Origin of the sequence: Micromonospora sp. WMMD729 (assembly GCF_049315225.1) — a bacterium.
Taxonomy (GTDB): domain Bacteria; phylum Actinomycetota; class Actinomycetes; order Mycobacteriales; family Micromonosporaceae; genus Micromonospora.
This window is the reverse complement of record NZ_CP186059.1, coordinates 4,289,885-4,311,352: the sequence shown is the minus strand read 5'-3', so window position 1 is coordinate 4,311,352 and position 21,468 is coordinate 4,289,885. Positions and strand designations below refer to the sequence as shown.

The 21,468-nt window shown below is 72.2% G+C and carries 19 protein-coding genes; 14 read left to right on the top strand and 5 right to left on the bottom strand.

The features are described from left to right. The first annotated feature begins 37 nt into the window (after positions 1–37). Complete coding sequence (locus ACN263_RS19595) at positions 38–1,720, top strand: PucR family transcriptional regulator (RefSeq protein ID WP_422735833.1); 1,683 nt, start codon at positions 38–40, stop codon at positions 1,718–1,720. Positions 1,721–2,077: 357 nt separating this feature from the next. Here the strand turns inward: ACN263_RS19595 and ACN263_RS19590 are convergent, their stop codons facing one another. Continuing rightward, positions 2,078–3,427: a hypothetical protein gene (locus ACN263_RS19590; protein ID WP_422735832.1), complete on the bottom strand. Its 1,350-nt coding sequence runs from the start codon at positions 3,425–3,427 to the stop codon at positions 2,078–2,080. An 82-nt stretch (positions 3,428–3,509) separates the two neighbouring features. Here ACN263_RS19590 and murD point away from each other — a divergent pair, with 82 nt between their 5' ends. Further along, positions 3,510–4,856, top strand: a complete 1,347-nt coding sequence (murD, locus tag ACN263_RS19585; protein ID WP_422735831.1) for a UDP-N-acetylmuramoyl-L-alanine--D-glutamate ligase — start codon at positions 3,510–3,512, stop codon at positions 4,854–4,856. A gap of 26 nt (positions 4,857–4,882) precedes the next feature. On the opposite strand, the gene ACN263_RS19580 is transcribed toward murD, so the two are convergent. Continuing rightward, positions 4,883–5,821, bottom strand: a complete 939-nt coding sequence (locus tag ACN263_RS19580; protein ID WP_422735830.1) for a hypothetical protein — start codon at positions 5,819–5,821, stop codon at positions 4,883–4,885. A gap of 72 nt (positions 5,822–5,893) precedes the next feature. Between ACN263_RS19580 and ACN263_RS19575 the strand changes: the two genes are divergently transcribed. The 7 genes from ACN263_RS19575 to ACN263_RS19545 all read left to right on the top strand — a co-directional run bounded on the left by ACN263_RS19575 (position 5,894) and on the right by ACN263_RS19545 (position 11,590). Further along, positions 5,894–6,778 (top strand): hypothetical protein, encoded by an 885-nt coding sequence (locus ACN263_RS19575; protein ID WP_422735829.1) that lies wholly within the window; start codon positions 5,894–5,896, stop codon positions 6,776–6,778. Then, entirely contained in the window at positions 6,775–7,494 is a 720-nt protein-coding gene (locus ACN263_RS19570; RefSeq protein ID WP_422735828.1) for a hypothetical protein, read from the top strand. The genes ACN263_RS19575 and ACN263_RS19570 overlap by 4 nt, the downstream gene beginning before the upstream one ends. 101 nt (positions 7,495–7,595) lie before the next feature. After that, entirely contained in the window at positions 7,596–8,894 is a 1,299-nt protein-coding gene (locus tag ACN263_RS19565) for an aspartate aminotransferase family protein (RefSeq protein WP_422735827.1), read from the top strand. A 20-nt stretch (positions 8,895–8,914) separates the two neighbouring features. After that, positions 8,915–10,402 (top strand): CoA-acylating methylmalonate-semialdehyde dehydrogenase, encoded by a 1,488-nt coding sequence (locus tag ACN263_RS19560; protein WP_422740755.1) that lies wholly within the window; start codon positions 8,915–8,917, stop codon positions 10,400–10,402. A gap of 76 nt (positions 10,403–10,478) precedes the next feature. Next, positions 10,479–10,856, top strand: a complete 378-nt coding sequence (locus ACN263_RS19555) for a glyoxalase superfamily protein (protein ID WP_422735826.1) — start codon at positions 10,479–10,481, stop codon at positions 10,854–10,856. Further along, on the top strand, positions 10,849–11,169 hold the full coding sequence (locus ACN263_RS19550; protein ID WP_422735825.1) for an ArsR/SmtB family transcription factor: 321 nt from the start codon (positions 10,849–10,851) through the stop codon (positions 11,167–11,169). The genes ACN263_RS19555 and ACN263_RS19550 overlap by 8 nt, the downstream gene beginning before the upstream one ends. Continuing rightward, on the top strand, positions 11,162–11,590 hold the full coding sequence (locus tag ACN263_RS19545) for an SRPBCC family protein (RefSeq protein WP_422735824.1): 429 nt from the start codon (positions 11,162–11,164) through the stop codon (positions 11,588–11,590). The genes ACN263_RS19550 and ACN263_RS19545 overlap by 8 nt, the downstream gene beginning before the upstream one ends. A gap of 187 nt (positions 11,591–11,777) precedes the next feature. Here ACN263_RS19545 and ACN263_RS19540 read toward each other — a convergent pair whose 3' ends face one another. Then, positions 11,778–12,764 (bottom strand): N-acetylglucosamine kinase, encoded by a 987-nt coding sequence (locus ACN263_RS19540; RefSeq protein ID WP_422735823.1) that lies wholly within the window; start codon positions 12,762–12,764, stop codon positions 11,778–11,780. A 205-nt stretch (positions 12,765–12,969) separates the two neighbouring features. On the opposite strand from ACN263_RS19540, the gene ACN263_RS19535 reads away from it, so the two are divergent. The 5 genes from ACN263_RS19535 to ACN263_RS19515 are packed head-to-tail and all read left to right on the top strand — an operon-like array spanning position 12,970 to position 17,991. Further along, a complete protein-coding gene (locus ACN263_RS19535) occupies positions 12,970–13,923 on the top strand; it encodes a MurR/RpiR family transcriptional regulator (RefSeq protein WP_422735822.1) in 954 nt (317 codons plus the stop codon). Continuing rightward, positions 13,920–14,669 (top strand): sugar isomerase domain-containing protein, encoded by a 750-nt coding sequence (locus ACN263_RS19530; protein ID WP_422735821.1) that lies wholly within the window; start codon positions 13,920–13,922, stop codon positions 14,667–14,669. The genes ACN263_RS19535 and ACN263_RS19530 overlap by 4 nt, the downstream gene beginning before the upstream one ends. Positions 14,670–14,695: 26 nt before the next feature. Further along, complete coding sequence (gene ngcE, locus ACN263_RS19525) at positions 14,696–16,135, top strand: N-acetylglucosamine/diacetylchitobiose ABC transporter substrate-binding protein (protein WP_422735820.1); 1,440 nt, start codon at positions 14,696–14,698, stop codon at positions 16,133–16,135. 18 nt (positions 16,136–16,153) lie between these two features. Further along, entirely contained in the window at positions 16,154–17,062 is a 909-nt protein-coding gene (locus ACN263_RS19520) for a carbohydrate ABC transporter permease (RefSeq protein ID WP_422735819.1), read from the top strand. Then, positions 17,062–17,991, top strand: a complete 930-nt coding sequence (locus ACN263_RS19515; protein ID WP_422735818.1) for a carbohydrate ABC transporter permease — start codon at positions 17,062–17,064, stop codon at positions 17,989–17,991. The genes ACN263_RS19520 and ACN263_RS19515 overlap by 1 nt, the downstream gene beginning before the upstream one ends. 6 nt (positions 17,992–17,997) lie before the next feature. Here the strand turns inward: ACN263_RS19515 and ACN263_RS19510 are convergent, their stop codons facing one another. Then, the gene (locus ACN263_RS19510; protein ID WP_422735817.1) at positions 17,998–19,689 is read right to left on the bottom strand and encodes an ABC transporter ATP-binding protein; all 1,692 of its coding nucleotides are present in this window, start codon (positions 19,687–19,689) and stop codon (positions 17,998–18,000) included. Positions 19,690–19,739: 50 nt separating this feature from the next. Then, the gene (locus ACN263_RS19505) at positions 19,740–21,461 is read right to left on the bottom strand and encodes an ABC transporter ATP-binding protein (RefSeq protein ID WP_422740754.1); all 1,722 of its coding nucleotides are present in this window, start codon (positions 21,459–21,461) and stop codon (positions 19,740–19,742) included. Between the last annotated feature and the right edge of the window lie 7 nt (positions 21,462–21,468).

Here is a 21,468-nt window from a genome sequence, read left to right as displayed (position 1 = left end):
ACCCGGCCGGTCGAGGCCCAGGGTCACGGACGGTAGCGTGTCGGCCGTGTTCCCTACCGTCCGTGAGGTCCTGGCCCTGGACCCCGTCCGCCACGGCGCTCCGCGCGTGGTGGCCGGGGAATCCGGGCTCGACCGGCCGGTCCGCTGGGTGCACGTCGCCGAGGTTCCGGACATCGCCACCCTCCTCGGCGGTGGTGAGCTGGTGCTCACCACGGGCATCGGGCTGCCGGCCGACGACGCGGGACTGCGCGCGTTCATCGGCGACCTCGCCGACGTCGGCGTCTCCGGGCTCGTCGTCGAACTGGGCCGCCGCTACGTCAGCGGCGTACCCCGGGTGATGATCGCCGCCGCCGAGCGGCGCGGTCTGCCGCTGGTCGAGCTGCGCCGGGCCACCCCGTTCGTACGGATCACCGAGGCGGTGCACGCGCTGATCGTCGACGCGCAGCTCACCGAGCTGCGGGCCGCCGAGGAGATCCACCAGCGGTTCACCGACCTGTCCGTCGAGGGCGCCGACGCGGCCGAGGTGATTCGACAGGCCGCCGAGCTGTCCGGCTGCCCGGTGGTGCTGGAGAACCTGTCCCGGCAGGTCCTCGGGTACGACCCGGCGGGGGAGAGCGCGGAGCTGCTGCTGGACGGCTGGGAGCAGCACTCACGGCGCATCCGGCCGGCCGGGCGCACCGCGTACGACCCGGACAGCGGCTGGCTGGTGACCGTCGTCGGCGCCCGGGGTCAGGACTGGGGACGGCTGCTGCTGCGCTGGCCGGCGAGCGGCGACCCGCCCAACGCCGCGCCACCCAACCGGCTGAGCATCCTCGTCGAGCGGGCGGCGTCCACCCTCGCGCTGGGTCGCCTGATCCGCCGCGACGCCGAGGGGCTGGAGCGGCAGCTGCACCGCACCCTGCTCACCGCCCTGCTCGACCACTCCCGGCCGGTGGACGAGGTGGCGTTGCGGGCCAAGGCGCTCGGTGTGGCGCTGGACCGCCGGCACCTGGTCGGTGTGATGGTCCGCCACCGCGCCGACGACCCGGCCGCCGACGGCGGCTCCGAAGCCGGCCAGGCCCGGCTCCGCGACCTGTCCGAGGCCGTCGGCCAGGCGCTGCGGGAGGCCAAACTGACCGCGCTGACCAGCGCCGTCGACGACAACTCGGTGGGCGCGCTGCTGGCTCTGACCGACCCGGCCGCCGAGGACCGCGCGCTGTCCGCGTTCGCCGAGGCCCTTCGTCGGGTACGCCTCGACGCCGCCACGGGCCGGGCCGCGTCCTTCGCGTCGGCCGGCGTGATCGTGGCCGCCGGGTCCGGGGTGAGCAGCCTGCGCGAGGCCCGCCGGTCGCTGGTCGAGGCGCGGCAGATCGCCGAGGCCGCCCGCCGGGACCGGCGTGACCTGCCGGTGTTCCGGCTGCCGCACGTGGGTCTGGCCGGTCTGCTGCACCTGCTGCGCGACGAGCCCCGGCTCCAGACCTTCGTCGAGCGGGAACTCGGCCCGCTGCTGGAGTACGACGCCCAGCACCCCCGGGAACGGCTGTTGGACACCCTGCGCGCGTACCTGGAGCAGGGGCGCAACAAGTCCGCCGGCGCGGCCGCCGCACACCTGTCCCGCCCGGCCTTCTACGAACGCCTGGCCCGGATCGCCCGCATCCTCGACGTGGACCTCGACTCGGTGGAGGCCAGCCTCTCCCTGCACGTGGCCCTCCTGGCCCTGGAAGCAGTCCGCACCCCCTGACTCGGACGGAGATCTACTTCCTCCCGGTCAGGGTCGCTTCGCGTGGTGGCGCGACAGGGACTATCCCCCACACACGCATCCTTTGCTCTGCTTCAACCCAGGCAACAAAAATCTCCGGAACTGTTGCGTCCGCTGAAGCAGAGCAAAGGATGTGGGTGAGGGGTGGCCAACCCGGCTACGGACTGCGGGCTACGGGCTGCGGGCTGCGGGCTGCGGGGCCTGCCCCGCCGCGCCACCGCCCCAAGCCGGCGATCAAGAGGTTGGCGTCAGGAAACTCGTCTTCCGTGACGCCAAGCTCTTGATCACCGCGAGCAAGCGGGGGGCGGGGGCAGAGGGGTGGGTGGGGGATGGGTGGGGTTAGGTGAGGGAGGTTAGGGCTTTTGCGTAGGTTGGGGGGATGTGGTTGGGGCCGCCGGGAGTGAAGACGTCCGACGTCGCTACGGCGGACCAGGCCGTTTCCGGGACGGCCTCGACCAGGGCCTTGATCACCGGGGCGTCGCGCCACTGGTCCTGCTCGGCGAGCAGGCCGAGCGCCACCACCGACTCCTCGACCTCGCCCACGCACTCGAACGGCTTGTGCCCGTCAACGCCCAGCAGCTCCCGATAGCCGGGGATCTGGTCCGGGTCGGCGAGCATGTCCCCGCCGAAGATGTGGGTGACCCGCTCCCGGGGCATGAACGGCGCCATGGCCAGGAACACGAACCGGCACTTCGGGCAGTTCCGGCACCAGCGCTCGGACGCGTCGCGCAGCTTGAAGGCGGCGTTGCAACTGGTCACCACGTCGTCGTACCGGGTGAACTCGGCGAACAGCCGGGCGATGTGCAGCTCGGACAGCGACCGCAGCAGGGAGAAGTACGGCTCGGTGAGCCCGGCGTGCTCCGCCAGCGCCCCCCGCAGCAGCCCCTCGGCCTCGACGCCCTTGGACCACTGGTGGTTGATCTCGTGACCGTTCCAGATCAGGTTCGGGTCGGACGCGGAGCGCTCGTTGGACATCACCACCGGACCCAGCCCGTGCAGCACGGCGGTCGCCACCGCGATCAGGGAGTTGATGGCGGTCACCGGGATGTGGCCGTTCAGCGCCCCGGCGGCGTTGAGGTCGAACAGCACCGGGTCGATCCGCCGGCGGGCGGCGAGCGGGGTCAGCCCGGACGCCTCGTTCACGGAGACGATCACGTGGTTCGGGTTCACCGAGAACGGCACCGGGTCCAACTCGGCGCGGCGCAGCGCCTCCAAGCTCACGATCGAGTCCTTGCCACCGCCGACCGCCGAGAGCGGGCGACGGTCGGAGTTGTCGTACACCCGGGCCGGCGTCACCTCACCGGCCGGCACCTCCGGACGCAGCTCCAGCACGTACGGCAGGTCGTTGCGGTACGCGTACTCGGCGAGGCCCTTGGTGTAGACGGCCGTGACGTAGTCGACGGTGGCCGCGCCCAGCGGCGCCGGCAGCACCAGCCGGGGCGGCGCGGCGGCCTTGTAGTAGCTGACCCCGGCGACGAGGTGCAGCACCTCCAACACCCGGTTGAGGGTGGCGACCGTCTCGTCCGAGGGCGGCTCCGCCGGGAGCGGGAGGGTGATCACCTCGGTGAACCGCTGCTCGCCGGCCGGGCCGGTCAGCGCGTAGTCGAACAACACCTCGCCGGTGGCGAAGTCGATCGAGTAGGACGGGAAGGTGAAGGCGTCCATCCGCCGGAGCTGCTCGTTGGGCACACGCCATACTAGGCCCTGGTTCGTCCGGCCGTGTCCGGACCGGGCCCCGCCAGCCGCCGCCGTGACCCCCGAGGAGAACCCCGTGCGCCTGTCTGACCTGCGCGGACGTACCGTCGCCGTCTGGGGTACCGGTCGGGAGGGCCGGGCCGCTGTGACCGCCATCGCGGCGCACGGCCCCGCCGAGCTGGTCGCCGTCGACGACAGCGCCAACTTCCTGTCGCTGCCGTGGGACGGTCCGCTCGCCGAGGCGGCCCCGCTGGTGACCGGTGAGGCGGGGTTCGCCCGGTTGGCCGCCGCCGACGTGGTGGTCCGCTCGCCCGGGGTGCCGCAGACCCACCCGTGGCTGGTCGAGCTGCGGCGACGGGGCGTCCCGGTGACCCAGGGCACCGCGCTGTGGATGGCCGACCACGCCGCCCGCACCGTCGGGGTGACCGGCAGCAAGGGCAAGAGCACCACCTCCAGCCTGATCAGCCACCTGCTCACCGCCATGGGCCGTACGAACGTCTTCGGCGGCAACATCGGCGTGCCCACGCTCGACCTGCCCGACGCCGAGCTGTACGTGCTGGAGCTGTCCAGCTACCAGTGCAGCGACCTCACCGACTCACCCCGGGTCGCCGTGGTCACCGCGCTCTTCCCCGAGCACCTGGACGCGCACGGCGGGGAACGGGAGTACTACCGGGACAAGCTCAACCTGCTCGCCCACGACCCGCAGACGATCGTGGTGAACGGGGCCGACCCCCGGCTCGCCGCCGAACTGGGTGACCTGCCCGCGGTGCGGGCCGGCCGTCCCGACACCACCCACGTCGCCACCGGCGCCGACGGCACGCCCTGGTTCCACGTCGGTGACCAGCCGCTCTTCCCGCGTGCGGTGCTGCCGCTGGTGGGCCGGCACAACGAGGGCAACCTGTGCGTCGCGCTCGCCGTGCTCGAGGCGCTCGGCGTCGACGTGGTGGCCGCCAAGGACCACCTCGCCGTGGCCGTCGCCGAGTTCCAGGGGCTGGCCCACCGGCTCACCGAGATCACCGACCCGTCCGGCCTGACCTTCGTCGACGACACCCTGGCCACCAGTCCGTACGCGGCCATGCACGCCATCGACGCGTACGACGGGCGGCCGTTGACGGTGATCGTCGGCGGCAACGACCGGGGCTTGGACTACACCCCGTTGGCCGAGCACCTGGCCGAGCGGGAGTTGACCGTCATCGGCATCCCGGACAGCGGCGCCCGGATCGTCGAGGTGCTGGCGAACCTGCCGAAGGTGCGGACGGAACTGGTCGACGACCTGGTGGCGGCGGTACGGCTGTCCCGGGAGGTCACCCCGGCCGGCGGGGTGGTGCTGCTGTCGCCGGCCGCCCCGAGCTACGGCCGGTTCCGCAACTTCGAGCACCGCTCCGAGGTCTTCGCCCAGGCCGTCCGCGACACCGCCGGCTGAGCCCTCGGCGCCGCGACACCGATGGCTCAGCCCATGCTCTCGTGCAGGGCGCGCATCGAGCGGATCGCCGAGCGGATCTCCTGGAGGTAGCGGCCCGGGGTGAGGGTCTGCTCGGGCAGCACCGTCGGATCGGTCACCGTCGGGTCCACCCCGACCGTGTCGATGTGGCAGCCGTACGGCAGGGCCAGGGTACGTAGCGCGTCGCAGTGCTGGAACGGCACGTAGATGGGCGCGGTGACCATCAGCACCTGGTCACCCGGGGCGAGCTGGACGTGCCCGGCCCAGAACCGTTGCGTGTCGGCGGTGTGCGCCCGCCGGCGGTCCGGTTCGCTGGACGGCGCGGCCAGCACCCGTACCGGTGGTAGTCCCGCCGGTCGGTAGGTCCGCGACGACCAGGAGTGGTGTGGGTGGCCGGCGTCGACGCCGTCCTGCTCGGTCGGGGCGGTCACGCCGAACACCTGCCGGACCGCCGTGTCCAGCACGTCCACTTCGGTCTCGTCCGGCGGCAGGCCCGCGTCGGCGAGGGTGACCCGTTCCCACTCGGACAGCGGTCGGAAGCTGCCCAGTACGGCGACCTCGCCGGTCACCCGCAGGCCGGCGCGCAGCAGATGGGCGGCGTAGGCGACGCGTCGTACACAGGCGTGCGCCAGGCCGCCCAGCACGACCAGATGGGCGTACGCGCGGCGCGTCGGCGGTGTCGCGCGCACCATGCCGAGCGTGGCGGCGGCGTCGAGGACCAGTGCCGCGGTGGCCGGGTCGAGGTCCGGCTCGCGCGCGTCGGGTCGCTCCCGACCGCCTCGGAAGTCCCAGTGACGGGCGGAGAAGTCGTCCAGGAACCGCAGCGCCTCGGCGAGGTCGCCGGCCGGCCAGTCGCCGCCGAAGTGCCCGACCAGACCGCGCAGCGGCGTGGAGCAGACCCAGGCCTCGATCCGTTCGGCGACCGTACCCGTCTGCGTTCCCTGCACCTGCCGGATGCTACCGGCCCCCTGTTGTCGGTGGTCTTTACCCTGGTCGCAGCGGCTGAAGGGGGGACTTCGATGACCCGTGACGTTGCCCGTGCACGACCGCGCGGCGGTACGTCCGCGAGCGGTTTCCTCCGGCTGGTGGCGCACACCGACCCGGTGGCGCTGATCGGCATCACGTTGTCGATCACCCTCAGCGTCCTGCTCGACCTCACCGGCGCGGCCTCCGGGGTGGAGTCGTTGCTGGCCGGACTGATGGGCATCACCATCTCGCTGCTGGTGGACTCGTTGGCCCGCGCGGAACGCCGGTTCCACCTGCGGACGCTGTTGGACGGTCCACCGTGGCTCGCCCAGATCGCCACTGAGGTGGCCGCGTCCATGCGGCAGGCCACCGAGCAGCACGCCGGCACGCGGGTCGCGGTGGAGGCGCAGCGCCGCTACGAGCAGTTCCGGCTGGAGGCCGAGCAGTTCGCGCAGGGACGCGTCATCCGGCGCGGCGACGAGGACGAGGACCTGCTCGGCGCGACCCGGGCCTGCGTACACCGGCTGGACGCGTTGACCAACGTGATGCCCCGGGCCAGTGGCGAGCTGAGCTGGTGGCGCAGCGAGATCGGCCGCCGCTACTGGGAGGCGAACGTCGAGGCCCTGCGGCGGGGCGTACGGGTCACCCGGGTCTTCGTCTACGCCACGTTGACCGACGAGCTGTCCGAACTGGTCGGCCGGCAACGCGCGGCCGGGGCCCGGGTGGGTCTGCTGCCGTTCGGCGCGGTCGGTTCGCACCTGCTCGTCAACCTGACGCTCTGGGACTCGTCGAGCTGCTGGGAGGCCCGGATGACCGCGCACGGGGAGATCGGCGAGAACCAGTTCTCCGTCAACCGTGCCGACGTCGAGCGGCTCACCCGGGTGTTCGACGCCTGCGCGAGCATGGCGACCTTCGAGGACCCGACGCCGACGCCATGACGTGGAGCGCCGTCCTGCTGGTGACGGCCGTGGTCTGGGCGGTGAGCGTGATCCGCTCGGTACGGCTCCGGGCGCTGGTCTACAGCCTTCCGGTGCCGATGACGCTCGCCCTGGTCACCACCGGGTACCGGGTCGACGGCGCGCAGCTGCTCGGTGTGCTCGGGCTCAACCTCTTCTTCGGCACCGTGGCGGTCACCCACCAGCGGCTGCGCTGGCCGATCCTGCTCGCCGACGGCGCGGGAATCGGTGGCTACCTGGCGCTGAGCGCCGGCCTGGTGGCCGTCGACGTTCCGTTCGAGGCAGCCCTCGCCAGCACCCTCGTGCTCTGGGTGGCAGCCATGCTGCTGCGCCGCCGTCGCGCCCGACCGTTCCCCGTCGCGCCGGCCTCGGCCGAGGGGCGGAACGGACTGCCCGTGCTGCTCAAGCTGGTGGTCATCTTCGTGGGGGCGATCCTCACCGCGCTGCTCGGCGCGGTGTTGCGGGGCATGGTGGTGACGTTCCCGTACTCGGGGGTGCTGGTGGCCGTCGAGGCGCGACACCAGTTGTCCGAGTTCACCGGGCACTTCGCCCGCAACAGCCTCGCGCTGGTCGCCTTCCTCACCGCGTACCACTACGTCCAGGACGTCTCGACGGCCGGCGCGCTGGGGGCCGGCTGGGCGGCCTTCGCGGTGGTCGCCGCCGCCCTGCACCTGCCGCGACGCACGCCCGCGGCGTGACTGTCAGCTCGCAGCCGCGCTGCGCTACACCCTGCCAGTTGTCCGGGCCGGTCGGCGGTGGGAGCGTGCGGTATCCACGAACGCCGCTGAAGGGTGCCACGATGACCAACGACCTGCTGGCCCGGCACCGGGCCGTTCTCCCACCCTGGATGCCGTTGTACTACGCCGAGCCGATCGAGCTGGTCTCCGGCTCCGGCCGCCGGGTCACCGACGCGCAGGGTCGCACCTATCTGGACTTCTTCGGCGGCGTGCTGACCAACATGATCGGGTACGACATCCCGGAGATCCGGGAGGCCGTCGAGCGGCAGCTCGCCACCGGCATCGTGCACACCTCGACGCTCTACCTGATCCGTCAGCAGGTCGAACTCGCCGAGAAGATCGCCGAGCGCTCCGGCATCCCGGACGCCCGGGTGTTCTTCACCAACTCGGGTACCGAGGCGAACGAGGCGGCGCTGCTGGTCGCCACCAACCACCGCCGCTCGCACCAGGTGCTGGCCGTGCGCAACAGCTACCACGGCCGGTCGTACGCGGCGATGGGCGTCACCGGCAACCGGACCTGGTCGGCCAGCGGCCTCAACCCGTTGCAGGTGGCCTGGCTGCACTCCGGTGACCGGGTACGCGGACTGCTGGCGCGGTTGAGCGCCGACGAGCGCATCGACGCGGCCGTGGAGGACCTGCGTGAGGTGCTGGCCACCCAGACCTCCGGCGACGTGGCGGCGCTGATCGCCGAGCCGATCCAGGGCGTGGGCGGGTTCGTGCACCCGCCGGACGGGCTCTTCGCCGCCTGGAAGAAGGTCCTCGACGAGCACGGCATCCTGTTCATCGCCGACGAGGTGCAGACCGGTTGGGGGCGTACCGGGGAGCACTTCTGGGGCTACCAGGCGCACGGGGTCACTCCGGACCTGCTCACCTTCGCCAAGGGCATCGGCAACGGGTTCGCCCTGGCCGGGGTGGTCGGCCGGGCCGAGGTGTTGCAGGCGGTGCCGGGGATCAGCTTCTCCACCTTCGGCGGCAACCCGATCTCCACGGCGGCCGGCAACGCGGTGCTCGACTACCTGATCGCGCACGACCTCCAGGCGAACGCGGCCCGCGTCGGCGCGATCCTCGCCGACGGCCTGCGGTCCGCCGTGGGCGGCCTCGACTGCGTCGCCGAGGTACGCGGAAAGGGGCTGATGCTCGGCGTCGAGTTCGTCCGGCCGGGCACCACCGACCCGGACCCCGCGTTGACCAACCGGGTCTTCGAGGCGTGCCGTGCCGGCGGTCTGCTCACCGGCAAGGGCGGCCTGTACGGCAACGTGCTGCGGATGGGTCCACCGTTGACACTCACCGAGGAGGAGGCCCGTGAGGGCCTGGCCATCCTCGTTGACGCGATCCGCTCGTCGGCGGAGGTGGCGGCATGAGCAGCGGCGGTCCGGGCGGCATGAGCATCGGCCACTTCGTGGACGGCAAGCGGGTCGGCGGCACGTCCGAGCGGCGCGGCGACGTGTTCGATCCGGCCACGGGTCGGCGTACCGCAGAGGTCGAGCTGGCCTCGACCGCGGACGTCGACGTCGCGGTGCGGGCCGCCGCCCGCGCGGCCCGCGACTGGCGCGACGCGTCGCTCGCGAAGCGGACGTCGGTGCTGTTCGCGTTCCGGGAACTGGTGCACGCCCGCCGGGACCGGCTCGCCGAGGTGATCACCGCCGAGCACGGCAAGGTGCTCGCCGACGCCGCCGGCGAGGTGCAGCGCGGCCTGGAGGTCATCGAGTACGCCTGCGGCATGCCCTCGGCGCTGCGCGGCGCGTTCAGCGAGAACGTCTCCACCGAGGTCGACTCGTACACGATCCGGCAGCCGCTCGGCGTGGTGGCGGTGATCTCGCCGTTCAACTTCCCGGTGATGGTGCCACTGTGGTTCGTGCCGGTGGCGGTGGCCTGCGGCAACGCCGTGGTGCTCAAGCCGAGCGAGAAGGACCCGAGCGCGGCGCTGCTGCTGGCCGAGTGGTTCGCCGAGGCGGGCCTGCCCGACGGGGTGCTCAACGTGGTCAACGGCGACGCCGAGGCGGTCGACGCGCTGCTCGACCATCCGGAGGTGCGCGCGGTGTCGTTCGTCGGCTCCACCCCGATCGCCCGGCACGTCTACCGGCGCGGCACCGCCGCCGGCAAGCGGGTGCAGGCGCTCGGTGGGGCGAAGAACCACATGGTGGTGCTCCCCGACGCCGACCTGGACCTGGCGGCCGACGCGGCGGTCAACGCCGGGTTCGGCTCGGCGGGGGAGCGGTGCATGGCCATCTCGGTGCTGGTGGCCGTGGAGCCGGTGGCGGACGCCCTGGTGGAGCGGATCGCCGCCCGGATGGCCGGGCTGCGCACGGGTGACGGCCGGCGGGGCTGCGACATGGGGCCGCTGGTCACCGCCGCGCACGCCGACCGGGTGCGCTCCTACGTGGACGCCGGGGTGTCCGCCGGCGCGGTGCCGGTCGTCGACGGGCGGGGCGTGACGCCGGACGGTGACCCGGACGGCTTCTGGCTCGGTCCGACCCTGTTCGACCGGGTCACCCCGGACATGTCGATCTACACCGACGAGATCTTCGGGCCGGTGCTCAGCGTCGTACGGGTCGACTCGTACGACGAGGCCGTGGAACTGGTGAACGCCAGCCCGTACGGCAACGGCACGGCCATCTTCACCAACGACGGCGGCGCCGCCCGGCGCTACCAGCACGAGGTGGAGGTGGGCATGGTCGGCATCAACGTGCCCATCCCGGTGCCGATGGCGTACCACTCGTTCGGCGGCTGGAAGTCGAGCCTCTTCGGCGACCTGCACGCGCACGGCGAGGACGGGGTGCGGTTCTTCACCCGGGGCAAGGTCGTCACCAGCCGCTGGTTGGACCCCCGCCACGGCGGCGTCAACCTCGGCTTCCCCACCCAAACCTGACCGATACTGATTACCTGCGGCACGCGTCGGAGCCTCGGCTTGACCGGTAGGAAATCTCCTACCTATTGTGGTGCGCATGAGCGTGACCCATGTGCAACTACTCTCGGTGCCCGTCGCCGACCAGGATCGGGCCTGCGACTTCTACGTCGACGTCCTCGGGTTCGACCTGGTCTGGGACAACCCGATGGGCCCCGACGGCGGACGCTGGGTGCAGGTGGCGCCCCCGGGCGCCGCCACCGCCCTCACCCTGGTCACCTGGTTCCCGACCATGCCGCCCGGGTCGCTCAAGGGCCTGGTGCTGGAGACCGACGACCTGGACGCGGACGTCGCCCGCCTCCGGGGGCGGGGGGTCGACTTCGCCGACGGGGGCATCCAGTCCGCACCCTGGGGCCGGTACGCCACCTTCGACGACCCCGACGGCAACGGCATCGTCCTCCAGGCCACCCGTGTCTGAGTCGGACGTCTTCGCGGCGCTGGCCAACCCCACCCGTCGTGAGCTGTTGCGGCTGCTGCGCGAGGGTGGGCAGCAGCCGGTGCAGCGGCTCGCCGACCAGTTCGACATGCGCCGGCCGAGCCTGTCCGAGCACTTGAAGGTGCTCAAGGACGCTGGCCTGGTGGTCGAGCGGCCGGTCGGCCGGCAGCGGCTGTACGCGCTGCGTCCGGAGCCGCTGCGGGAGATCGCCGACTGGCTCAGCCCGTATGAGGCGTACTGGCGGGGTCGACTCGGTGCGCTGCGCGACGTGCTGGACGAGCTCGACGATGAGTGAGCGCGGCACCATCCGGGTGGACCAGTTCCTGCCCCACCCGCCGGCCAAGGTCTGGCGGGTGCTGACCGATCCTGACCTCATCGCGCGCTGGCTCATGCCGACCGACTTCGTGCCGGCAGTGGGCCACCGGTTCACGTTCCGCACCGGCCCGCGCCCTGGGTTCGACGGCATCGTGCACTGCGAGGTGCTCGACCTGGATCCGCAGCGCCTGCTGCGCTGGTCCTGGCGGGGCGGGTCGCTGGACACGGTGGTGACCTGGACCCTCGCCGCCGAGGGCCGGGGCACCCGGCTCTTCCTCGAACACTCCGGCTTCGACCCCGACGATCCACTCCAGCAGCGCACCCACGCCCTGCTCGACGGCGGCTGGCGCTCGCACGTCTGGCACCGCCTCACCACCGTCCTCGACGTCCTCAAGCCCTAACCCCTCTACCGGCTCGCGCCCGGCTCGGCACGCCCATGATCGCGCTCGATCCTGGGTGTAGTCCCCTCCGCGCCGATCTTGCACTTTCGGTGGCGACATAAGCCGTGTCCCGCCCATTTCGACAACCGAAACTGCAAGATCGACGCGATCTTGGGGCGGGGCGGGGCGGGGCGGGGCGGAGGGCGGGTTAGGGGGCGGGGAAGAGGAGGGCGTGCAGGGCGGCCGGGTCGGTGAGCTCGGGGAGGTCGCGGGCGGCGAGCCAGGCGGCTGCGGCGGCTCCGTCGCCGGCGGTGCGCAGGGGCGCCTGCGGCCAGCGTCGACCGATCTCGGCGCGGACGGCCGTGGCGAGCGGGGTGTCCGCGGTGAGCAGTCCGCCGCCGAGCACGACCGGCGTCGTCGACTCCGCCGGGCGGATGCGGGTGACGCTTTCGGCCAGGTGGGCGGCGGCCTCGGCGATCAGGGTGGTGGCGACGGGTTCGCCATCGGTGGCGGCGGTGACGACGAGTGGCGCCAGCCGGGCGAGGTCGATCGGCGGTCGGCGGGTGACCGCCTGGATCGTGGCGTCCACGGTGTCGCGGGGCCGGGGGGCGACGACGGCGCTGCCCACCAGTTCGGTGAGCACGGCCGCGCCCAGCGCACCGGGGGCGTGACCGGTGTCCAGGTCGGCGAGGAGCCGGCGGACCGCTTCGCGGCCGAGCCAGAAGCCCGATCCGGCGTCGCCGAGCAGCCAGCCGTGGCCGTCGGCGATCCGGTCGAGCCGCAGGTCGACGACCTGCGCGGTGATCGCGCCGGTGCCGGCGATGAGGATCGTCCCGTCGGGCTCGGCGGTGCCGGAGGCGTACGCGACGAGGGCGTCGCCGTGCACGGCGTACGGGCAGCGCAGCCCGGCGTCGTGCCAGGCCTGGTCGAAGGCGGCCCGTCCGGCGGGGTCGGCGAGCAGCCGGGCCGCCCCGGCCAGCCCGATGGTGCCGGCGGCCACCCGGGTCGGGTCGACGTCGGCGAGCGCGGCCCGCAGCGCGGTCAGCACCTCGGCGGCGGCACGTTCGGCGCCGTGGCTGGTGGGGTTGCCGCCGCCGGCTCGGCCGGTGCCGAGGCGTTCGCCGGCGAGGGTCAGGGCGGTCGCCCGGGTGGACGTACCCCCGACGTCGAGACCGACCACGACGGTGTCGGACATCGGCACGGGCCTCCTTGCGCTGCGCGGTCATGGGCCTGTTCATGCTGGTCGGCGCACTCGCGAACAGCAAGATCCAGGCTCCGCAAGAGGCTGTGCGTCAGGTAACAGTTTGAAAACTTCGCCCACAGTCTTGACACGGAGGGCCGTTCAGTAAGAACTTTTACCACTAACAGTTAACAGTCTTTTCGGAAAGGTGAGGCGTCCCATGGTTGATCACGAGGTGGACACCGCCGCGGGGACCGCGGTGGTCGACGCCCACGCGATCGACCGGAGGAGCGCGGCCTCCGACGGGGTGCTGGCCCGGGTGCGCAACGGGCTCGGTGAGCTGACCGGCGCGCTGCGCCGGGTCGCCGAGCACGTGCTCAGCGACCCCGAGGCGGCGGCGCGCTCGACCATCGTGGAGCTGGCCGAACGCAGCGGCACCTCGCCGGCCACCATCACCCGCTTCTGCCGGGCGATGGGCTTCGAGGGGTACGCCGACCTGCGCCTCGGCATCGCCGCCGAGACCGGCCGGGCCCGCTCGGCGGGCTGGACCGTCGACATCGGCCGCGAGATCCAGCCGAACGACCCGCTCGCCCGGGTCCTCGACCAGATCATGGCCGCCGACACCCGGGCCATGCACGACACCGCCGCGCTGCTCGACCTCGGCGAGGTGGAACGCGCCGCGGTGGCGATCGCCGGCGCGAGCCGGGTGAACATCTTCGGGGCCAGCGGCAGCGCGCTCGTCGGCGAGGAGATGCAGTTCAGCCTGCACCGCATCGGGGTGGCCGCCTGGGCCTGGAGCGACGTGCACGAGGGGCTGGCGAGCGCCGCGCTGCTCGGCGTCGGCGACGTCGCGCTCGGCATCTCGCACACCGGCCAGACCCGGGAGACCATCGAGATGCTCGCCGAGGCGGGCAGCCGGGGCGCCACCACCCTCGCCCTCACCGGCTTTCCCCGCTCGCCGCTGGCCGAGCTGGCCGACATCGTGCTGCTCACCGCGAGCCAGGCGACCACCTTCCGGCCCGACGCGCTCTCCGCCCGACACCCGCAACTGGTGGTGCTCGACCTGCTCTACATCGCCGTCGCCCAGCGCACCCACGACCGCGCCCACGCGGCCTTCCGGCGTACCGCGCAGGCCGTCGACGGGCACAAGGCAGCGAAGGGAAGCCTCTCATGATCAGTGCTCAGGGGTACGCGGACGCCGTCCGCCCGGTGCTCGACCGCCTGCTCGACTCGGAGGCCGACGGGCTCACCCGGGCCGCTGACCTGATCACCGACAGCCTGCGCGCCGGCGGCGTGCTCCAGGCGTTCGGGGCCGGGCACTCCGAGGCGTTCGCCGCCGAACTGGTGGCCCGGGCCGGCGGGCTGGTCCCCACGAACCGGCTCTCGGTACGGGACCTGGTGGTGCACGGCGACGCCCCGCGCGACGTGCTCGCCGACCCGAAGCTGGAACGTGATCCCTCCATCGCCCACCAGATCTACGCGCTCGCGGCGCCCCAGCCGCGCGACGTGTTCGTGGTGGCGTCCCAGTCCGGCATCAACGGCTCGGTGGTCGAGCTGGCGGCGCTGGTCACCGAGCGCGGTCATCCGTTGATCGCGGTCACCTCGGTCGAGCACACCGCGCGGGTGGCGCCACGGCACCCGTCCGGTCAACGGCTCGCCGACCTCGCCGACGTCGTGCTGGACAACGGCGCGCCGTACGGCGACGCACTGCTGCCGCTCGAGGGCGGCGGCGCGGTCTGTGCGGTCTCCTCGGTCACCACGGCGCTGCTGGCGCAGTTGCTGACCGCCGAGGTCGTACGACGGTTCCACCAGGCCGGGGAGGTACCCCCTATCTACCTCTCCGCCAACGTCCCCGGCGGGGACGAGCACAACATCGCCCTCGAGTCGCGGTACGCCGGGCGTCTCCGGCGGACCGCCTGACCCGAATTCCACAAGGAGAGACGACGATGTCGATTACCCCCGAGCACCCGGCCCCGCTGGACCGTCGCACGGTGCTGCGTCGCGCCGCCGCCGTGGGCATGCTCGCCACTCCGGCCATCGGCCTGCTCAGCGCCTGCGCGACGAGCAGCGGCGGTGACAAGGACAACGAGAAGGCCGCCGAAGGCACCAAGAGCGAGAAGAACCCGCTGGGCGTCAAGGAGGACGCGCCGATCGAGGTGATCATCTTCAACGGTGGTTACGGCGAGAAGTACGCGACCGACGTGCACGAGCCGCTGTACAAGAAGGCGTTCCCCAAGGCGGAGATCAAGCACCAGTCCACGCAGGCCGTCTCCACGGTGCTCCAGCCGCGGTTCGCGTCCGGCAACCCGCCGGAGTTCGTCAACAACTCGGGCGAGAAGCTGATCGACTTCGGCTCGCTGGTCGCCGACGGTCAGCTCCAGGACCTCACCGAGCTGTGGGACGCCCCGTCGGTCGACGACCCGGCCAAGAAGGTCCGCGACACCGTGGTGCCGGGCACCGTCGAGGCGGGCTCGTTCAACGGCAAGCCGTACGTGCTGTACTACGTCTCCACCGTCTTCGGCATCTGGTACTCGGGCAAGCTGTTCAAGGACAACGGCTGGGCGCCCGCGAAGACCTGGGACGACTTCATCAAGCTGCTCACCGCCATCAAGGCCAAGGGCATCACGCCGTACGGGTACGCGGGCGCGAACGCGGCCTACTACCAGTGGAACGTGATCCTCACCCAGGCCGCCAAGATCGGTGGCACGGACGTGCTGAAGAACATCGACAACCTGGAGGACGGCGCCTGGAAGCAGGACGCGGTCAAGCAGGCCGCCGCGGCGTGGGCCGAGGTCGGGGCGAAGTTCAGCGACAAGAGCTTCGAGGGGCTCAAGCACACCGACGTGCAGCTGCGGCAGAACCAGTACAAGGTGGCCCTGTACCCCAGCGGTGACTGGCTGGAGGGCGAGCAGAAGCAGGACACCCCGGCCGGCTTCGACTACCAGCTCATGCCGGTGCCGAGCCTCACCGCGTCGGACAAGCTGCCGGCCACCGCGCTGCGGGCCACCGCGGGTGAGGGCTACTTCGTCTCGGCCAAGAGCAAGAACCCCAAGGGCGGTCTGGAGTACATGCGCCAGATGCTGTCCGTGGCGGGCGCGAAGGGCTTCACCGAGGTGGTCAAGGCCCCGACCGTGGTCACCGCCGGTTCGGAGGGCTTCGCCTTCCCGCCCGGTGTGGCCAGCTCGCAGGCCGCGCTCAAGGCGGCCGGTCAGGACGTGTTCAACCTGTACTTCGACGGCTGGTACAAGGAGCTCGACACGGAGGCGCGCAGCGCCACCAACGAGCTGATGTTCGGCCGGATCAACGCGGACGCCTTCGTGGAGCGGATCCAGAAGCGCGCCGACGCGATCAAGAAGGACAGCTCGGTCGCCAAGTTCAAGCGCTGATCGATCGGAGCTAGGGTCATGCGGCACGGCAAGTATCCCTTCGTGGTCGGGTTCCTGTTCCTCCCGGTCACGCTGTACGTGACATTCGTGATCTGGCCGTACCTTCAGGCGTTCCAGATCTCGATGACCAACTGGCGAGGGCTCTCCGCCCCGCAGTGGGTGGGCTTCGACAACTACCGGAGGCTGCTCGACGACGGCGCCTTCTGGAAGGCGGTCCAGCACCACGGCGTACTGCTGCTTGCCCTGCCGCTGATCACGATCGCCATCGCGCTCTTCTTCGCCTTCCTGCTCAACGTGGGTGGCAAGAGCAGCGGCGGTCAACGCCAGGGGGTCTGGGGGTCGAAGTTCTACCGGGTGGTGTTCTTCTTCCCCCAGGTCCTGGCGGTGGCGATCATCGCGGTGCTGTTCCAGATGGTCTACCGGCCGAACGAGTCGGGTCTGATCAACGGCGTGCTGATGAAGTTCGGCCTGGAGCCGATCCTCTTCCTCATCAAGCCGAACCTGGCGCTCTGGTCGATCATCGCGGTGCTGGTCTGGCAGGCGGTCGGCTTCTACGTGGTGCTCTTCTCGGCCGGGATGGCCTCCATCCCGGGCGAGATCTACGAGGCCGCGGAGATGGACGGCGCGAGCAGGGTGACGCTGTTCTTCCGGGTCACCCTGCCGCTGCTCTGGGACACCCTCCAGGTGGCGTGGGTGTACCTGGGCATCGCGGCCTTCGACGCGTTCGCCATCGTGGCCGTGCTCTCGGTGGACGGTGGCGGCCCGGACGGCGCCACCACCGTGCTGGCCATGGAGATCTACCGCAACGCGTTCGTCTACTCGAAGTACGGCTACGCCTCGGCGATGGGCGTGGCGCTGTTCTTCCTCACCCTCACGTTCGCGGCGCTGACGCTGCGGCTCACCAAGCGGGAAAGCGTGGAGTACTGATGAACCCGCAGTCGACGCTGCCGCCGACGCCGGCGGCACTACCGCCGAAGACCGGCGATCCGTCCGCGACCGGCACGCGGGGCGGCAGGACCCCCCGCTCGGAGGTACGGCTCTTCGCCGGCCTGGGGCACATCGCGCTCGCGGTCTGGGCGGTGATCGTGATCGTCCCGATCCTGTGGACGTTCCTCGCCGCGTTCAAGAACACCAGTGAGATCTTCAGCAGTCCGTGGACCCTGCCGGCGGAGCTGCGCTGGGAGAACTTCGGCCGGGCGTGGACCAAGGCGAACGTCGGCCGGTACTTCCTGAACAGCGTCTTCGTGGTCGCGTGCAGCACCTTCGGCACCATGCTGCTCGGCTCGATGGCCGCGTACGTGCTGGCGCGGTACAAGTTCTGGGGCAACCGGGCGATCTACTACCTGTTCGTCTCGGGGCTGGCGTTCCCGGTGTTCCTGGCCCTGGTGCCGCTCTTCTTCGTGGTGAAGCAGCTCGGCATGCTGGACACCTACCAGGGCGTCATCCTGGTCTACATCGCCTACTCGCTGCCGTTCACGATCTTCTTCCTGGCCGCGTTCTTCAAGACGCTGCCGTCCTCGGTCGCCGAGGCTGGGATGATCGACGGCTGCGGCCACACCCGGCTGTTCTTCCAGGTGATGATGCCGATGGCGAAGCCGGGCCTGATCAGCGTGGCGATCTTCAACATCATCGGGCAGTGGGCGCAGTACCAGCTCCCGCTGGTGCTGCTCTCCAACGCCAAGGAGAAGTGGGTGCTCACCCAGGGCATCGCCGACATCTCGGTCAACGCCGGCTACGAGGCCGACTGGTCCGGGCTGTTCGCCGCACTGACCATCGCCATCCTTCCGATGATCATCGTGTACGCGGTCTTCCAGCGGCAGATCCAGGCCGGCCTCACCTCCGGCGCGGTCAAGTAACAACGGTCACCGCGCGTCGGCGCGGGCGTGCCACGAGCGCCAGAGCGCCGCGTACGCCCCGCCGGCGGCCACCAGCTCGTGGTGGCTGCCGATCTCGGTGATCCGGCCGTCCGCCAGCACGGCCACCCGGTCGGCGTCGTGCGCGGTGTTCAGCCGGTGCGCGATGGCGATGACCGTCCGCCCGACGAGCACCGCCGCGAGGGCCCGCTCGGTGCGCCGGGCGGTGCTCGGGTCGAGAGCCGCGGTCGCCTCGTCCAGGATCAGCGTGTGCGGGTCGGCGAGCACCAACCGGGCCAACGCCAGCTGCTGGGCCTCGGCCGCGCCGAGCTGCCGGGCGCCGTCGCCGAGCGCCGTGTCCAGGCCCTCCGGCAGCGCGTCGAACCAGTCCGCGCCCACCGTGGCGAGCGCGGCGCGCATCTGCTCGTCGGTGGCGTCCGGGGCGGCGAACGCCAGGTTGTCGCGGACCGAGCCGATGAAGACGTGGTGTTCCTGGGTGACCAGGGCGATCCGCCGTCGACGTTCGGCCGGGTCCAGGTCGGTGACCGGGCAGCCGCCGATGCTGACCACGCCCTCCCGCGGCGCGTCGATCCCGGCGAGCAGCCGTGCGAGGGTCGACTTGCCCGCGCCCGACGGGCCCACGACCGCCAGCCGTTCGCCGGGCCGCACCTCCAGGTCGATGCCGTGCAGCACGTCGTGCCCGTCGGCGTACGCGAACCGCGCCCCGCGGACGACCAGCCGCTCGCCTCGCGACGTGGCCGTGACGCCGGGCTGCTCCGGCGGGACCAGCCCGACCCCGAGCACCCGGGCGTACGAGGCGAACCCACGCTGCGCCTGCTCGGTCCACTGCAACAGCCGGTCCATCGGGTCGATGGCCTGTTGCAGGTAGAGCGCGGCGGCGACCACCGACCCGAGGGACACCAGGTCGGCGGAGAGCAGGTAGCCACCGACCAGCAGGACCAGGGCGATCGGCAGGGGATAGCTGGCCTCGACCGTGGAGAAGAACACCGTCCGCAGGGCGAGCGTCGCCCGGCGGGCCCGCCACACCCGGGCGACCCGGGCGGTGCCGTAGCGGACCCGGTCGTCGGCCAGCCGGAGCGCCTCGACCGTGCGGGCGCCCTCGGCGGTCGTGGTCAACGCCTCGGTCAGCTCGGCCGCCTCCGCGCCCTCGGTGAGGTACGCGGAGCTGGCCCGCCGCAGGTACCACCGGGTCACGGTCACGATCGACGGCAGCCCGGCCAGCGCCGCCAGCCCGAGCAACGGGTGCAGCAGGAACACCGCGCCGAACAGCATCGTCAACTGCACCGTGGCGATGACGATGGTGGGCACCACGTCCCGGACCGTGGTGCCGACGGTCGCCACGTCGACCGAGCTGCGGGTCGCCAGGTCCCCGGCGCCGGCCCGTTCCACCACCGACACGGGCAGGGCGAGCGTGCGGTCGACGAACTGTTCGCGCAGCTCGGCGACGGCGCGTTCGCCGAAGCGGTGACCGGCGTACTGGGCGTACCGGGCGAGCAGCGCGCTCACCACGACGCAGCCGGCGATCACCAGGGCCAGCCGGTCCACCGTCGCCACGGAGGCGCCCGCCGTGACCTGGTCGACGATGGTGCCCAGCAGCCACGGTGGGGCCAGTCCGGCGAGCGCGGCGGCGCTGTGCAGCGCCAGCACGACGCCGACGGCCCGGCGATGTCTGCTGATCATGTCCCGCAGGGCACGGCGTACGGTGCCGCGGTCCGCGACCGGAAGCCGGCTCACCGGTAGGCCCCCTCTGCGTCGGAGTGCTGCTCGTCGTCGCTGCCACGGGCCACCAGGTGGCGGTAGCCCGGATCCCCGTCGAGCAGGTCGTCGTGGCTGCCGACGGCGACGACACGGTCCCCGCTCAGGTGCGCGACCAGGTCGGCGCGGCCGAGCAGCAGCGGGGAGGTGGCGAGCAGCACCGTGGTCCGCCCGGCCCGCGCGACGCGGAGCCGTTCGGCGATCCGGGCCTCGGTGTGCGCGTCCACCGCCGAGGTGGGGTCGACGAGGATGAGCACCTCCGGCTCGGCGAGCAGCGCGCGGGCCAGGCGTACCCGTTGGCGTTGACCGCCGGAGAGCGTCCGGGCCCGGGCGTCCAGCGGGGTGTCCAGCCCGGACGGCAGGGCGTCGACGATGTCGTCGGCCGACGCGGTCCGCAGCGCGGCGCGGATCTCGTCGTCGGTCCTCGGGCCCAGCACGTCGCGCAGCGTGCCGGCGAACAGGTACGAGTCGTGGTCGGCGACCAGGATCCGGGCCCGGACCTCGTCCAGGGCGACAGCGGTCAGCGGCACGCCACCCCAGGTGACGTCGCTGGTGACGTACCGGCCGAGCCGGTCGGCCAGCGCCACGGCCGCCGCCGGGTCGTCGGCGGCCACCGCGGTCAGCCGGCCGGCCGGGACGGTCAGCCCGGTCGACGGGTCGTGCAGGTCGGCGGGGCCGGTCGGCGCGGGCACGGCGTGCGGGTCGCGGGCACCGGGGACGGCGATGTCCCACCGGCGGCCCGGCCCGCCGACGTCGTCAGGTGCGAGCCGGAGCAGGCCGGCGATCCGGCGGGCGGCGACCCGCCCCCGGATGAGCTGGTGACTGCCCTCCAACAGGAACCAGACCGGCACGATCAGCGTCGCCACGTAGCCGTAGACGGCGACGAGTTCGCCGACCGTGACGTCGCCGGTGACGGCCATCCGCGCGGTCAGCCACACCACCGCCGCGAGGAACAGACCGGGGATGGCCACCGTCGCCGCGTCGATCCAACTGATCACCGCGCCGACGCGGTAGCCCTCGGCGCGCAGGGCCTGCGACCGGCTCGCGTACCGGCGGGCGAAGAGGTCCCGGCCACCCACCCCCGCGAGCACCCGCAGCCCGGCCACGATGTCGCCGGATCGGGCGGTCAGCGCGCCCTGCTGCCCGCGGTAGACCGATTCGGCCCGTTCGAGCCGGCGCAGCAGCGGTCCGACGACGAGCGCGACCGCCGGCACGCCCACCAGCACGCAGAGCGCGAGCAGCGGCGAGATCGACCAGAGCACCACGGCGATGACCCCGTACGCGACGACCGCGCCGACCCCGGGACCGGTCAGCGTCAACACCTGCGCCGACCACTCGATGTCGGACCCGCCGACGGTGGCCACCTCACCGGCGGCGGAGCGGCGCGGCAGCGCCGCGCCGACTCGGGACAGGTGACGCAGCAGCACCTCGGCGGAGCGGGCCTTGGCGTCCTCCCGGATGAAGGTCATCGTGCGGTGTCGCATGATGCCCAGGTACGACAGCACCACCCCGGCCACCACGATCGCCGCGACCCACAGGACCAGGGCGCGGGCGTCGCGCTCGCGCAGCCCGTCGTCGACGGCGCGGGCGATCAGGTAGGGGCGGACCGACAGCCCGACCATCCAGGCCGTGCCGATCAGGCTGCCGCGCAGCACCCGCCCGGGCTGGCGACGGACCAGCCACCACAGATACCGCATCGGACCA

What these genes read in the sequence shown, in the direction of transcription:
- ACN263_RS19560 (WP_422740755.1), top strand. Translation starts at nt 8,915, where the DNA reads ATGAGCATCGGCCACTTCGTGGACGGCAAGCGGGTCGGCGGCACGTCC.
- ACN263_RS19510 (WP_422735817.1), bottom strand. Translation starts at nt 19,689, where the DNA reads ATGATCAGCAGACATCGCCGGGCCGTCGGCGTCGTGCTGGCGCTGCAC.
- ACN263_RS19505 (WP_422740754.1), bottom strand. Translation starts at nt 21,461, where the DNA reads ATGCGGTATCTGTGGTGGCTGGTCCGTCGCCAGCCCGGGCGGGTGCTG.
- ACN263_RS19545 (WP_422735824.1), top strand. Translation starts at nt 11,162, where the DNA reads ATGAGTGAGCGCGGCACCATCCGGGTGGACCAGTTCCTGCCCCACCCG.
- ACN263_RS19540 (WP_422735823.1), bottom strand. Translation starts at nt 12,764, where the DNA reads ATGTCCGACACCGTCGTGGTCGGTCTCGACGTCGGGGGTACGTCCACC.
- ACN263_RS19575 (WP_422735829.1), top strand. Translation starts at nt 5,894, where the DNA reads ATGACCCGTGACGTTGCCCGTGCACGACCGCGCGGCGGTACGTCCGCG.
- ACN263_RS19570 (WP_422735828.1), top strand. Translation starts at nt 6,775, where the DNA reads ATGACGTGGAGCGCCGTCCTGCTGGTGACGGCCGTGGTCTGGGCGGTG.
- ACN263_RS19535 (WP_422735822.1), top strand. Translation starts at nt 12,970, where the DNA reads ATGGTTGATCACGAGGTGGACACCGCCGCGGGGACCGCGGTGGTCGAC.
- ACN263_RS19530 (WP_422735821.1), top strand. Translation starts at nt 13,920, where the DNA reads ATGATCAGTGCTCAGGGGTACGCGGACGCCGTCCGCCCGGTGCTCGAC.
- ACN263_RS19515 (WP_422735818.1), top strand. Translation starts at nt 17,062, where the DNA reads ATGAACCCGCAGTCGACGCTGCCGCCGACGCCGGCGGCACTACCGCCG.
- ACN263_RS19555 (WP_422735826.1), top strand. Translation starts at nt 10,479, where the DNA reads ATGAGCGTGACCCATGTGCAACTACTCTCGGTGCCCGTCGCCGACCAG.
- ACN263_RS19520 (WP_422735819.1), top strand. Translation starts at nt 16,154, where the DNA reads ATGCGGCACGGCAAGTATCCCTTCGTGGTCGGGTTCCTGTTCCTCCCG.
- ACN263_RS19565 (WP_422735827.1), top strand. Translation starts at nt 7,596, where the DNA reads ATGACCAACGACCTGCTGGCCCGGCACCGGGCCGTTCTCCCACCCTGG.
- ngcE (WP_422735820.1), top strand. Translation starts at nt 14,696, where the DNA reads ATGTCGATTACCCCCGAGCACCCGGCCCCGCTGGACCGTCGCACGGTG.